General features: G+C 72.0%; 14 protein-coding genes. 9 read left to right on the top strand and 5 right to left on the bottom strand.

Annotated features, from left to right (window positions below; genetic code table 11):
• Positions 1-220: 220 nt before the first annotated feature.
• The 3 genes from HTV45_RS16890 to HTV45_RS16900 form a co-directional block, all read right to left on the bottom strand.
• Entirely contained in the window at positions 221-664 is a 444-nt protein-coding gene (locus HTV45_RS16890; protein WP_215206618.1) for a CrcB family protein, read from the bottom strand.
• Between the two features lie 71 nt (positions 665-735).
• On the bottom strand, positions 736-987 hold the full coding sequence (locus HTV45_RS16895) for a helix-turn-helix domain-containing protein (protein WP_215206693.1): 252 nt from the start codon (positions 985-987) through the stop codon (positions 736-738).
• 566 nt (positions 988-1,553) lie between these two features.
• Positions 1,554-1,958, bottom strand: a complete 405-nt coding sequence (locus tag HTV45_RS16900; protein ID WP_215206619.1) for an SseB family protein — start codon at positions 1,956-1,958, stop codon at positions 1,554-1,556.
• A 198-nt stretch (positions 1,959-2,156) separates the two neighbouring features.
• On the opposite strand from HTV45_RS16900, the gene HTV45_RS16905 reads away from it, so the two are divergent.
• Together HTV45_RS16905 and HTV45_RS16910 are read left to right on the top strand one after the other, a co-directional pair.
• Positions 2,157-3,602 (top strand): glyceraldehyde-3-phosphate dehydrogenase, encoded by a 1,446-nt coding sequence (locus HTV45_RS16905; RefSeq protein WP_215206620.1) that lies wholly within the window; start codon positions 2,157-2,159, stop codon positions 3,600-3,602.
• Positions 3,603-3,767: 165 nt separating this feature from the next.
• The gene (locus HTV45_RS16910; protein ID WP_215206621.1) at positions 3,768-4,736 is read left to right on the top strand and encodes a hypothetical protein; all 969 of its coding nucleotides are present in this window, start codon (positions 3,768-3,770) and stop codon (positions 4,734-4,736) included.
• Positions 4,737-4,776: 40 nt separating this feature from the next.
• Here the strand turns inward: HTV45_RS16910 and HTV45_RS16915 are convergent, their stop codons facing one another.
• Positions 4,777-6,429, bottom strand: coding sequence for an FAD-dependent monooxygenase (locus HTV45_RS16915; RefSeq protein ID WP_215206622.1), 1,653 nt, complete (start codon positions 6,427-6,429; stop codon positions 4,777-4,779).
• A 271-nt stretch (positions 6,430-6,700) separates the two neighbouring features.
• Here HTV45_RS16915 and HTV45_RS16920 point away from each other — a divergent pair, with 271 nt between their 5' ends.
• The 7 genes from HTV45_RS16920 to HTV45_RS16950 all read left to right on the top strand — a co-directional run bounded on the left by HTV45_RS16920 (position 6,701) and on the right by HTV45_RS16950 (position 12,011).
• Entirely contained in the window at positions 6,701-7,825 is a 1,125-nt protein-coding gene (locus tag HTV45_RS16920; RefSeq protein WP_215206623.1) for a SchA/CurD-like domain-containing protein, read from the top strand.
• 68 nt (positions 7,826-7,893) lie between these two features.
• A complete protein-coding gene (locus HTV45_RS16925; RefSeq protein ID WP_215206624.1) occupies positions 7,894-8,361 on the top strand; it encodes a cupin domain-containing protein in 468 nt (155 codons plus the stop codon).
• Positions 8,358-9,626 (top strand): beta-ketoacyl synthase, encoded by a 1,269-nt coding sequence (locus HTV45_RS16930; protein WP_215206625.1) that lies wholly within the window; start codon positions 8,358-8,360, stop codon positions 9,624-9,626. Before HTV45_RS16925 ends, HTV45_RS16930 begins: the two co-directional genes overlap by 4 nt.
• Positions 9,623-10,867, top strand: a complete 1,245-nt coding sequence (locus HTV45_RS16935) for a ketosynthase chain-length factor (protein WP_215206626.1) — start codon at positions 9,623-9,625, stop codon at positions 10,865-10,867. Before HTV45_RS16930 ends, HTV45_RS16935 begins: the two co-directional genes overlap by 4 nt.
• A 27-nt stretch (positions 10,868-10,894) precedes the next feature.
• Positions 10,895-11,155, top strand: a complete 261-nt coding sequence (locus HTV45_RS16940) for an acyl carrier protein (RefSeq protein WP_215206627.1) — start codon at positions 10,895-10,897, stop codon at positions 11,153-11,155.
• Positions 11,156-11,157: 2 nt separating this feature from the next.
• On the top strand, positions 11,158-11,640 hold the full coding sequence (locus HTV45_RS16945; protein ID WP_215206628.1) for an SRPBCC family protein: 483 nt from the start codon (positions 11,158-11,160) through the stop codon (positions 11,638-11,640).
• 35 nt (positions 11,641-11,675) lie between these two features.
• On the top strand, positions 11,676-12,011 hold the full coding sequence (locus HTV45_RS16950; protein WP_215206629.1) for a TcmI family type II polyketide cyclase: 336 nt from the start codon (positions 11,676-11,678) through the stop codon (positions 12,009-12,011).
• Between the two features lie 115 nt (positions 12,012-12,126).
• On the opposite strand, the gene HTV45_RS16955 is transcribed toward HTV45_RS16950, so the two are convergent.
• Entirely contained in the window at positions 12,127-13,155 is a 1,029-nt protein-coding gene (locus HTV45_RS16955; protein WP_215206630.1) for a methyltransferase, read from the bottom strand.
• Positions 13,156-13,209 lie beyond the last annotated feature (54 nt).

The raw sequence follows: 13,209 nt of genomic DNA on the forward strand, positions 1-13,209 counted from the left end.
TCGCGGCGCGTGTGCCGGGCCGCCCCGCGGCGGTGCGGGAGCGCCGGGCTCCGGCCGCCCGGCCCGTCGGGTTCCGGCGGGGCCCCTGTGCGCCGCCCGATGCCGGTCACGACGACCGCCGCCGGGTGGTCCCCACCCTCCACGGAGCGGGGCCGGTGGCGCCGGATGTCGCTCTCGCCGGCATACGCGCTCGGGCGGGGGACGGCTCCGGCCGACCGTGTCACGGCCGCCTCCTGGTCAGGACGCGCCGGGTCACCGAGGCGGCCGACCACACCGCGGCCAGCGCCGCGAGGGGGGTCACCGCGAGGTACACGAGTCCGGCACCCGCCTCGCCCTCGCCGAACAGGCCGTGGAGGTCCACGGCGTAGGTCGAGAAGGTGGTGAAACCGCCGAGGACGCCGGTGCCGAAGAACGGCCGGACGAGGGGGTGGACGGCGCCGGACCCGGTGATGATCACCATGAACACGCCGATGGCGGCACAGCCGGAGACATTGACCCAGAGGTTCGTCCAGGGGAATCCGTGCGCCGGGGCCGGCCACCCCAGCGAGGCCGCGTACCGCGCCACCGCCCCCGCTCCCCCGCCGAGGGCGACCGCCGCGACCACGGCGGCCCGGGTACGCAAGACGTGGCGGGCCCGGGGACCCTCGGTTTCCGGGGCTGTCACGGTCGTACGTCTCCCACTCGTTCGGGGCCAGCCTACCGGCCGGGCACCGGACGGGGCATTCCGGGAGCGCGCTACCAGCCCTTGCCGAACAGCTGCGCCACCTCGGCGATGCGCACCTCGTCACGCCGGTAGTACCGGTGGTCGGCGCCGGTGTACAGCAGGCCCAGCGCGGTGAGCAGCCGGAGGTGGGTCAGGGCGGCCGGGCGGGTGACGCCGAGCCGGGTGGCGACGTCGTCCGCGGTGAGACCGCGCTCCACCGCGGCGGGTTCGCCCAGCCATGTCAGGATGCGCAGCCGTGTCCCGTCGACGGGAATCCTCAGCATCTCGTCCACCTCCACGCCGGGCTTCCTTACTCCGGCGCCCTCCCACTGTGCCGCGACCGGGGCCCTCCTGTCCCGGACTGCCGGCACCCCGGCCGGGACTCAACGGCCTTCAGCCGCACGGTCGTTCAACCCCGAACCAGTCGACGGGCGACCGGCCGCGACCGGCTTCGCGCCATGCCGTCGCCGCAGATCGGCGGTGAGGACCCGGCGGCGGCGATCCCGCCGACGGAGCTGGTGAGACACGACTCGGCCCGAGGGGCCCGCCCCGCCCGGTGCGGGGCGCCGTGGCGCGGAGCAGTCGTGCGCCTCTCCCGGTACGGACTCGGCGGGCACGGTCCCGGGGTGCTGGACCCGCTCGGTCCGGCGGGCCGCACCGCGGCGGCCGAACGATGGCCGGAGGCGGGAGCGGAAGCCGGTGGTCCGGGTCCCTCCGGGCCGGAGCCCGCCGGCCCTCCGGCGCGCTCACCCCGAGGGCAGGGCTCCGCACGCCCCCCGCGCCGCCGGCGCGGCGTGCCGCCACGGGCGCCGGGTGAGCGGACCGGGCCCGGGGCCGGACCGGCTCGGCATCACGGGCGGGCCAGCAGGGACCGCACCCCCTCCGAGGTGAGCGTGAGGCGGTGCTCGGAGCTGCCGTCGATGGTCAGCGACAGATCCTCGGCCGGCCACTGGGCGGCGAGCGCGCCGAGCGGGACCAGGCGGTAGCGGGAGACGAACGGCAGCAGCCCGGCCATCTCCAGCTCGGACGTGAACACGGGCACCACGTGATCGCCGCCCGGCTGCTCCAGCACGGGCAGTGCCACGGCGCCCGGGTCGGCGGCCTCCTGGTCACCCGCGTCGTCGGGAACTGGGATCAGTACGTCGCTGTTGGCGAGAGCGTCCAGCGCCGCCGTGTCCTCGGTGTTGTCGGACAGGGTGTCCAGGGCCCGCTGGGCGGGCGTCGGGGCGTTGTTCTCGTGCGCAGGAGTTTCCATGGCAGATTCCCTGGTTGCGATGGTCGTGCGGCCCACCCGGGACCAAGATCCGGCCCGGGCGCAGTCCTGCACGCGTACCCGGTCATCTGGCGCGCAACCCTGTGGATCGCGGGCGCTCCCCCGTTGCGGACACCCCCTCCGGACCCCCCGACCAGCATGGCTATCATATGAGCACCCTCTAGCTCGAAAGATGATCCTGTGACTGTCAACGAAGACTCGTTCACCCACTGGAAACACCGCGAGGAGATCGCGGAGTCGATGATCCCGATCATCGGGAAGCTGCACCGCGAGCGGGACGTGACCGTCCTGCTGCACAGTCGCTCCTTGGTGAACAAGTCGGTGGTCAGCATCCTCAAGACCCACCGCTTCGCCCGGCAGATCGCCGGTGAGGAGCTGTCGGTCACCGAGACGCTGCCCTTCCTCCAGGCACTCACCACCCTCGACCTCGGTCCGTCCCAGATCGACATCGGCCTGCTCGCCGAGGCGTACCGCGCCGGCGACCAGGGCCGGTCGGTGGCCGAGTTCACCGCTGAGGCCGTCGCCGGCGCGACCGGCGCCAACAAGATCGACCGCCGGGAGCCGCGTGACGTCGTCCTCTACGGTTTCGGCCGCATCGGCCGCCTGCTGGCCCGGCTGCTGATCGAGAAGTCGGGTTCCGGCAACGGTCTGCGGCTGCGCGCGATCGTGGTCCGCGGGGGCGGCGAGCAGGACATCGTCAAGCGGGCCTCGCTGCTGCGCCGGGACTCCGTGCACGGCCAGTTCCAGGGCACGATCACCGTCGACGAGGCGAACAGCGCCATCGTCGCCAACGGCAACACCGTCAAGGTGATCTACGCGAACGACCCGGCGGAGATCGACTACGCCGCGTACGGCATCAACGACGCCATCCTGATCGACAACACCGGTATGTGGCGCGACCGCGAAGGGCTGTCGCAGCACCTGCGCCCGGGTGTCGACAAGGTGGTGCTGACCGCGCCCGGCAAGGGCGACGTGCCCAACATCGTGCACGGTGTCAACCACGACACCCTCAAGCCCGACGAGCGGATCCTGTCCTGCGCGTCCTGCACCACCAACGCGATCGTGCCGCCGCTGAAGGCGATGGCGGACGAGTACGGGGTACTGCGCGGACATGTGGAGACGGTCCACTCGTTCACCAACGACCAGAACCTGCTGGACAATTACCACAAGTCGGAGCGCCGCGGGCGGTCGGCGCCGCTGAACATGGTGATCACCGAGACGGGCGCCGCCTCGGCCGTCGCCAAGGCGCTGCCGGACCTCGACGCCACCATCACGGGCAGCTCGATCCGGGTCCCGGTGCCGAACGTCTCGATAGCGATCCTCAACCTCCAGCTGGCCCGCGCGACCGACCGCCAGGAGGTCCTCGACCATCTGCGCAACGTGTCGCTGACCTCGCCGCTGAAGCGTCAGATCGACTTCATCAGCGCGCCCGACGCGGTCTCCAGCGACTTCGTCGGCTCCCGGCACGCCTCGATCCTGGACGCCGGCGCGCTGAAGGTCGAGGGCGACAACGCGATCCTCTACCTCTGGTACGACAACGAGTTCGGCTACTCCTGCCAGGTCGTCCGGGTCGTCCAGTACGTCTCGGGCGTGGAGTACCCGACGTACCCGGCGCCGGAGGTCTGATCGGTACGGCCGCTGCCGCGCGGGCGGAGCGACAAAGCGGTGGGCGGGGCCGACGACATGTCCGGCCCCGCCCCGGTCTGCCCGGCTGACCGGCGGTAAGGGCCAGATCGATAACGATCGCCCCGACCGGCTTCCCCGGGCATCCGGAGTTCCTAGTCTTCACACATGTCCCTCTTCAGCAGTCGCACCAGCAGACGTCCCCGCATCGCACCGGCCCTCGATGACGCCGATCTCGCCCGCGTACTGGGGAAGTTGAGCAAGCGGGGCGGCAGCGGCAAGTCGGCCGACGTGGCGCTCGTGGCCACCCTGCTGGAGGAGACCGGGGACGACTGGGACCGCCGCAGTCACCGGATGTCGGTTCTGGCCGAGGCGACGGCGGACACCGGGGTCGGTTCCGCCTGGCTGGCCAGGGAGCCGGACAACGCCGACGCCCTGATCTTCCACGCCTGGTCCCAGCTGGCGCGCGGGCTGCGCGAAGGGCACCTGGAAGACGCCGGGCAGCTGCTCACCCAGTGCCACCAGGCCGCCGAGCTGAGACCGGAGGATCCGCTGCCGTGGGTCGTCCTGATCGGTGTGTCACGGATCGAGCGGTACGGCCAGAACGACGTCAACGCCGTCTGGCGGGAGGCCACCGGCCGTGACCGCTGGCACCGTGAGGCGTATCTGCAGATGCTCGCGTATCTGTCGCCGGAGGAGGGCGGTTCCAGCGCCTCCGTACTCGATTTCGTCGACGTGGTACGCAGCCGGATCCCGGCCAACGCGCCGTGTGCGGCGGTGGAGTTGACCGCGGCCGTCCGCCAGTACCAGGGGTTGCTGGCGCAGGGCGGCGTACGGGCCATGACGGCCGGTCAGCTGTGGGAGGGCGGGCAGATCGCCACAGCGCTGGAGCAGGCGGCCGCGCTGTGGGTGAAGCCGGGGTTCTTCCAGCACGCGGCGGCCGCGTCGGATCTGAACGTGCTGGCGTACGCGCTGTGCGCGGCCGGACGCGCCGCTGACGCGCATCCGGTGTTCGAGGCGCTCCAGGGTGTGGTCACTCCGTGGCCGTGGGATGTCGACGGGCCGGCCGTCCAGCGCTTCGAGCAGCACATGGGCAAGGCGGAACGGGGACGGCAGGGCGGGTTCGGAGGGGCGTAGGCCCCAAGGCCCCGTGGGGGACCTGGTGGGGGTGGGCTCGTCAGGGGGGCGGGAAGAGGGCGGTGATCGCCTCGCGCAGTGTCTTGGCCGGGTCGGTCGAGTGGATCTCGTGGCGCCAGGCGACGAAGCCGTCGGGGCGGATCAGGACCGTGCCGTCCGGGGAGACGCCGTGGGCCGCGGCCCAGTCCGTGCCGGGGTCGGGCGTCAGGTCGGCGCCGGGGCCGTCGCCGAGCCCGTAGGCGTCGATCGGTACGCCGAGGTCTGCCGACACCTCGGCCGCCGCGGTCTGCCAGGGGCTGTCGCAGGAGCTCAGCAGCACCAGTGAGCGCTCGTACAGATCGAGGGTGGAGACACGGGTGCCGGCACGCTCCAGCCACAGGTGCGGGGCCCGGGTACCGGGCTCACCGGTCAGCGCGAGCGCGTCCGGGACCACCGGCGCGGCCGTGTCGGCGCCCAGCACCGCGCCGCCCGGATAGCGGTAGCCCAGCGCCACGTTGAGGATGCCGCCCTTCCTGCCCGCCGCACCCGTGGCACCGTCGGCCGGCGTGTACCCGGGGTGGCTGTGCTCCACGGAGCGGGACGAGGCGCGGGCGCCGGTGGCCTCCGCGACGGGCCGGCGTTCGGCGTCGTAGGTGCCGAGCAGCGCGGGTGCGGCCCAGCCGCCCAGCACGGCGGCCAGCTTCCAGGCGAGGTTGTGCGCGTCCTGGATGCCGGTGTTGGAGCCGAAGGCCCCGGTGGGCGACATCTCGTGGGCCGCGTCGCCGGCCAGGAACACCCTGCCGTCGGCGTACCGTTCGGCGACCCGCTCGGCGGCGTGCCAGGCGGCCCGGCCGGTGATCGTCACGTCCAGGTCCGGTACGCCGACGGCGCGCCGGATGTGGGCGGCACACCGCTCGTCGGTGAACTCCTCGATGGTCTCGCCGTGTTCGGGGTGCCAGGGGGCGTGGAACACCCAGCGCTCGCGGTTGTCGACCGGAAGCAGCGCTCCGTCGGCTTCCGGGCTCGTCAGATAGCAGACGATGAACCTCCGGTCGCCGACGACACCGGCGAGGTCCCGGGAGGTGAAGGTGACGCTGACGTTGTGGAACAGGTCTCCCGGGCCGTTCCGCCCGATGCCCAGCTGCTCGCGGACGGGGCTGCGCGGACCGTCCGCGGCGACGAGGTAGTCCGCGCGGACGGTGCTGTGCTCGCCCGTCTCCCGGCTCTTGACCCGGGCCGTCACTCCGTCGGGATCCTGGTCGAACGACATCATCTCCGTGCCGAACCGCAGGTCCCCGCCGAGTTCCCGCGCGCTCCTCAGCAGCACCGGTTCCAGATCGTTCTGGCTGCACAGGCACCATCCGGCGGGGCTGAACCGGGCGAGTCCGCCGCCGGGGTCGATCTCCCGGAAGAGCCACTCACCCTCGTCGCCGGCCAGGCCCGGCGTCTGCAGGATGCCGTGGTTGCCGGCCAGCACCGACGCCGCCTGTTCGATGCGCCGGTCCACACCGGCCGTCCGGAACAGCTCCATCGTGCGCACGTTGTTCCCCCGCCCGCGCGGATGGACCGACGTACCCGCGTGACGCTCCACGAGCGTGTGCGGCACCCCGTGCCGCCCCAGGAACAGGGACATGGACAGCCCTACGAGGGAGCCGCCGACGATGAGGACGGGCGTGCGGTGAACCGCCTCGCCGGCCGTGTCCGATCGGTTCATTGAAACGCCTCCAGCGTCGCCCGCGACGGTGAGATACGGGACGCACATTGCATGCCCGGTACGGACCGGTTCGCGTCCCGGCGGCACCCGGATGACACGCGGTTCACCCAGGTGCTCCGTGTCGCTCGCGCGCTCCCGGGGACGCGTCGACCATCGACACATGGCGACCCCGGCCCATCGGACACGGTGGTCGTTTCCGACCTTCCGTGAAGAGCTTTTCGGCGAGAGGCCTCGCGCAGAGGCCTCGTGAAGAAGAGGAGAGGTGCGCCGGATGACCATGCCGGGACGCATATCGCAGTCCGCCTTCGACGGGTCCAGGCTGCGGGTGATCCTGCTGCTCGACCTGTACGAAGGAGCCCAGGAGCAGTTCCTCGACGCCTACGAGCACATGCGCAACCAGGTCGCGTCCGTCCCCGGTCACATCAGTGACCAGCTGTGCCAGTCCATCGAGAACCCCTCGCAGTGGCTCATCACCAGCGAATGGGAGAGCGCCCCGCCGTTCCTCGCGTGGGTGAACAGCGAGGAGCACGTCGAGACCGTCCGGCCGATGCACAGTTGCGTCCGCGACACCCGGTCGATGCGCTACAGCGTCCTGCGCGAGACCCACCCCGACCGGCCGCTGACCCCACAGGCCGCGGCAGCGGGCCTCCAGTCGGCCGCCCGGGTGGGCGACGGTGTGGCGCGCCACGCCCTCACCTTCACCGTCAAGCCCGGCTCCGAGTCCAAGGTCGCGGAGCACCTGGCCGCCTACCGGTCGCCCAAGGCGCAGGTCGACGACACCACACGGCTGCGCCGCACCTCGCTGTTCATGCACGGCAACCGTGTCGTGCGCGCCGTGGAGGTGGAGGGCGACCTGCTGGCCGCGCTGCGCCACGTCGCCCGTCAGCCGGAGGTGCGGGCGGTCGAGGAGGCCATCAACCCCTATCTGGAGCAGGACCGGGACCTGACCGACCCCGACTCCGCGCGGGTGTTCTTCACCCGGGCCGCGCTCCCGGCCGTCCACCATGTGGCGGCCGGCCGCCCGGAACCCGCGGACCTGCGACGGCACGCGCTGTACTACCCGGCCGTCGAGGGCCGGGGCATGGACCTGGCCCGGTTCCTCGCCCACCAGGACGAGGCCGCGGCCGCCGATCCGGACGGCCCCGTGTTCGCGAGCACCGTGTTCCAGCGCGACGACATCGTGGTGCGCCTCGTCGACGTCACCGGCGACCTCGACCTGGACCCGCTCGCCGCCCTCGGCATCAAGGGCCCGGGCAAGGCCGCGGAACTCCGGGGGCTCCTGGACGGCGCCGCGATCGGCGTCGAGGGCGCCCTGGACTCGGAGCGCAACCTCAACCGCCTTCTGGCCCACGCAGACATGCTGCCGGTCACCGACCGCAGCTCCGCGGATTCCTGACGGCCGACCGTGGTGGCGTCCTCGGCCGTGCCCGCCCGGACGTCACCGGCACACCGGAGGTATCAACCATGTCCAAGCAGCATCCACGCATCGTGGACCTGAGCGAGACGGAACCCAACCGACGGCGCGGAGGTGACCTCAGGACCCTGCTCACCCCCTCCACCGTCGGCTCCACCAGTGGCTTCATGGGCCTGGCGATCATCAAGCCCGGCGAGCGCATCGGCGAGCACTACCACCCGTACTCCGAGGAGTTCGTGTACGTGGTCAGCGGCGCGCTCGAAGTGGACCTGGACGGTGAGCCGTTCGCGCTCCGCGCCGAGCAGGGACTGATGATCCCGGTCGACATGCGGCACCGCTTCCGCAACGTCGGCGGCCAGGAGGCCCGCATGGTGTTCCACCTGGGCCCGCTCGCCCCGCACCCGAGCCTCGGTCACGTCGACACCGAGGAGACCGAAAGTGCCGTCGCCGGGCCCCAGTTGAAGGTCGGCGGCCCGGAACACGGCCGGCCGGCCGAGCCCAGCGAGGCCATAAAATGACCCGGCGGGTGGCCGTCACCGGTGTCGGTGTGGTCGCTCCCGGCGGCATCGGAGCGACGGCGTTCTGGGATCTTCTGGCAGCCGGCCGCACCGCGACCCGCGGCATCTCCCTGTTCGACCCGGCGGGCCTGCGTTCGCGGATAGCCGCCGAGTGCGACTTCGATCCGTACGAGTACGGCCTCGACGCGGACCTGTGCCGGCACGCGGACCGCTACATCCAGTTCGCCGTGGTCGCCGCCACGGAGGCCGTCCGGGACTCCGGGCTGGACACCGGGGCCGTGGATCCCTGGCGCACCGCGGTGTCGCTGGGCAGCGCGGTCGGCGGCACCACCCGGCTGGAGAGCGACTACGTGCGGGTCAGCGAGCACGGCAGTCGCTGGGACGTGGACCACCGGCAGGCCGAGCCCAAGCTGCATCTGGCGTTCTCACCGAGCACCCTCGCCTCGGTCGTCGCCGAGCGGTTCGGCGCCCGGGGCCCGGTGCAGACGGTCTCCACCGGCTGCACCTCCGGACTCGACGCGGTGGGCTACGCCTTCCACACCATCACCGAGGGCCGCGCCGACGTCTGCGTCACGGGGGCGTCGGACTCGCCGATCTCACCGATCACGATGGCGTGCTTCGACGCCATCAAGGCGACGTCGCCCAACAACGACGACCCCGAGCACGCCTCCCGGCCGTTCGACGCCGACCGCGACGGCTTCGTGATGGGTGAGGGCGCGGCGGTGCTCGTGCTGGAGGAGTACGAGCACGCGCGGGCCCGCGGCGCGGAGATCCTCTGCGAGGTGGGCGGCTACGCCACGTACGGCAACGCCTACCACATGACCGGTCTGACCAGTGAGGGACTGGAGATGGCCCGGGCGATCGACACCACGCTCGACCAGGCCCGTATCGACCCCACGCTGATCGACTACGTCAACGCGCACGGTTCCGGCACCCGGCAGAACGACCGGCACGAGACGGCCGCCGTGAAGCGGTCGCTGGGCGCGCACGCCCATGAGACACCGATGAGCTCCATCAAGTCGATGGTCGGGCACTCACTGGGCGCGATCGGCGCGATCGAGGTGGTCGCCTGCGTGCTCGCGCTGAAGCACCAGGTCGTGCCGCCGACGGCGAACTACGAGACCCCCGACCCCGAGTGCGACCTGGACTACGTGCCGCGCACCGCCCGCCCGCGGAAGCTGAACAACGTGCTCTCCGTCGGCAGCGGGTTCGGCGGCTTCCAGTCCGCGGTGCTGCTGACGGGGCCGGGCGGGAGGACACGATGAGCAATCGGCGCTCCGGGCGCGCGGCCGTCACCGGCATCGGTGTGATCGCGCCCAACGGACAGCGGACCGACGCCTACTGGAAGTCCGTCCGCGAAGGCATCGGCGTACTGGATCTGATCAGCCGGGAGGGCTGTGAGCATCTGCCGCTCCGTGTGGCGGGCGAGGTGCGGTCCTTCGATCCGGCGGCCCTCATCGAGGACCGGTTCCTGGTGCAGACCGACCGGTTCAGCCACTTCGCGATGGCCGCGGCCGCGCTCGCCCTCGACGACGCCGGGCTCGGCGGTGATCCCGCGGAGCCCTTCTCGGTCGGCGTGGTCACCGCGGCCGGCTCCGGCGGCGGCGAGTTCGGCCAGCGCGAGCTGCAGAAACTCTGGGGAAAGGGTTCCAAGTTCGTCGGCCCGTACCAGTCCATCGCCTGGTTCTACGCCGCGAGCACCGGCCAGATCTCCATTCGCGGCGGCCTCAAGGGGCCCTGCGGGGTGGTGGCCAGTGACGAGGCCGGCGGTCTTGACTCCCTCGCGCACGCGAGCCGGGCCGTGCGGCGCGGCACCGACGTGATGGTGGTGGGGGCCGCGGAGGCGCCGCTGGCCCCGTACTCGATGGTCTGCCAGCTCGGCTACCCCGAACTCAGCACCGTCGACGACCCCGCCCTCGCCTACCGTCCGTTCACCGAGAAGGCGTGCGGCTTCGTGCCCGCCGAGGGCGGCGCCCTGCTCGTCGTCGAGGACGAGGAGCGGGCCCGCTCGCGCGGTGTGCCGGTACGGGCCGTCGTGGCCGGCCACGCCGCCACGTTCACCGGGGCCTCCCGGTGGGCGGAGTCCCGCGAGGGGCTGGCCCGCGCGATCTCCGGCGCGCTGGACGACGCGGGCTGTGCTCCGGAGGAGATCGACGTCGTGTTCGCCGACGCCATGGGTGTGCCCGAGGCGGACCGCGCGGAGGCGCTGGCGATCGCCGACGTCCTCGGCGCGCACGGCAGGCGGGTGCCCGTCACGGCCCCCAAGACCGGCATCGGCCGTGCCTACTGCGCGGCGCCCGTACTGGACACGGTGGCGGCGGTGCTCGCCATGGAGAACGGCCAGGTGCCGCCCACACCCAACGTGTTCGACATCTGCCACGACCTCGACCTGGTGATGTCGCACGCCCGCCCCGCCGAGCTGCGCACCGCCCTCGTCCTCAGCCGGGGACTGATGGGCTCCAACGCGGCGCTGGTCGTGCGCCGCGGTGACGATTCCGCCCGGTAGGTCCGGGCGGGGAAGGAGCAGTCACCCATGATCACCACCGAAGTGACCTTCGAAGAGCTGTCCGCCCTGATGAAGCAGGCGGCCGGCATCAGCGTCGACCCCCTGGAGCTCAAGGAGGCCGCGGAGTCCCCGTTCGACTCCTTCGGTCTGGACTCGCTCGGGCTGCTCGGCATCGTCGGCGAGCTGGAGAACCGGTACGGGCAGTCGCTGCCCCCCGACACGGAGCGCTGCAGGACGCCCCGGGAGTTCCTGAACCTCATCAACGGCACCCTCACGGCTGGAGCCTGAAAATGGCCGGACACACCGAGAACAGCATCACCATCGACGCTCCCCTCGACCTCGTGTGGGAGATGACCAACGACCTGGAGAACTGGCCGCGCCTGTTCAGCGAGTACGCGTCCGTGGACGTCATCTCCCGGGAGGGCGACACGACGACGTTCCGGCTGACCATGCACCCGGACGAGAACGGCAAGGTGTGGAGCTGGGTGTCGGAACGCACCCCGGACCGCGCGAAGCGGATCGTGCGCGCCCGCCGGGTCGAGACGGGCCCGTTCGCCCACATGGACATCCTGTGGGAGTACGCGGAGCTGTCCGGCGGCGTCGAGATGCGCTGGACGCAGGACTTCGCGATGAAGCCCGACGCCCCGGTCGACGACGACTGGATGACGGACAACATCAACCGCAACTCCCGTACGCAGATGGCCCTCATCCGGGACCGGATCGAGCAGGCCGCCCGCGACAGCGCGAGCGCGTCCGTCGCGTCCTCGCGCTGAGCGCCGGTCCGGGAAGGACACGGAAGGACACCCTCATGCACCACGCCCTCATCGTCGCCCGGATGAAGCCCGGTTCGGCGACGGACATCGCCGACGTGTTCGCCGCCTCCGACCGGGGTGAACTCCCCCACCTGGTCGGAGTCAGCCGGCGCAGCCTCTTCCGGTTCGGGGACGACCTGTACCTGCACCTCATCGAGTCCGAGCGGGACCCGGCGCCCGCCATCGCCGAGCTGGCCTCGCACCCCGAGTTCCGCGGCATCAGCGAGCGGCTGGAGGCGTACGTCAGCCCGTACGACCCGGCCACGTGGCGTGGCCCGAAGGACGCCATGGCGCAGTGCTTCTACCGCTGGGAGCGCGGCGCCGGTTCCTGAGCCGGGCCCGCCGGGAAACCCCGGGGCCGCCGGTTCCGCGTCAGTCGCGGAGCCGGCGGCCCCGGGGTGTCGGCGCCTCGCGGTTCCCGGGATTCCGGGTTGCGGCGTCCTCGGATCAGCCGGGCACGGTGCACTCGAAGGCGTGCAGGTAGGCGTTGACGGGGCGGATGTCGCCGATGACCAGGCCCGCGTCGGTCAGCCGGTCGACCATGCTCTGCCGGGTGTGCTTGGCGCCGCCCACGTTGAGGAGCAGCAGCAGGTCCATGGCGGTGGTGAACCGCATCGACGGGGTGTCGTCGACGAGGTTCTCGATGACCACGACGCGGGCTCCGGGCCGGGCCGCCTCGTGGACGGATCCCAGCGCCCGGCGGGTGCTGTCGTCGTCCCACTCCAGGACGTTCTTGATGATGTACACGTCCGCCCGGACGGGCACCTTCTCGCGGCAGTCACCGGCCACGACCTCGACCCGGCCGGCGAGGGCACCGCCCGCGCGCAGCCGCGGGTCGGCGTTCTCGACGACGCCCGGCAGGTCGAGCAGCGTGCCGTGCAGGTGGGGGTGCTTCTCCAGGAGGCTCGCCAGGACGTGGCCCTGGCCGCCCCCGATGTCCACGACCGAGGAGGCGTCGTCCAGGTCCAGCAGGCGGGCCACGTCGCGCGCGGACTGCTCGCTGGAGGTCGTCATCGCGCGGTTGAACACGTGCGCGGACTCGGGGGCCGAGTCGTTGAGGTACGTGAAGAACTCCCGGTCGTACACGTCCTCGAAGACGTTGTGGCCGGAGCGCACCGCGTCGTCGAGGAGTGGCCAGACGTTCCAGGTCCACGGCTCGGTGCACCACAGGGCGATGTAGCGCAGGCTGTGCGGGTCGTCCTCGCGCAGCAGCCGCGACATCTCGGTGTGCGCGAAGGTGCCGTCGGGGTTCTCCGCGAAGACTCCCTGACAGGACAGTGCGCGCAGCAGCCTGCGCAGGGTGTGCGGCTGGCTCTTCACCGCCGCCGCCAGGTCGTCGACGGTCATGGGGCTGTCGTCCAGGGCGTCCGGCACGCCGAGCCGGACGGCCGCGCGTACGGCGGCGGCACAGGCCGCCCCGAATACGAGCTCCCTGAGCCGCATGGGCGGCGGGGGAGCCGGATCAACGGTGGTCATCCGTTGCCTCGCTTCTGCTGCAGTGCAGTCGGTGGGGGGGAGGTGGGTGGTGCG

Source organism: Streptomyces sp. CHD11, assembly GCF_018638295.1.
Lineage (GTDB): Bacteria > Actinomycetota > Actinomycetes > Streptomycetales > Streptomycetaceae > Streptomyces.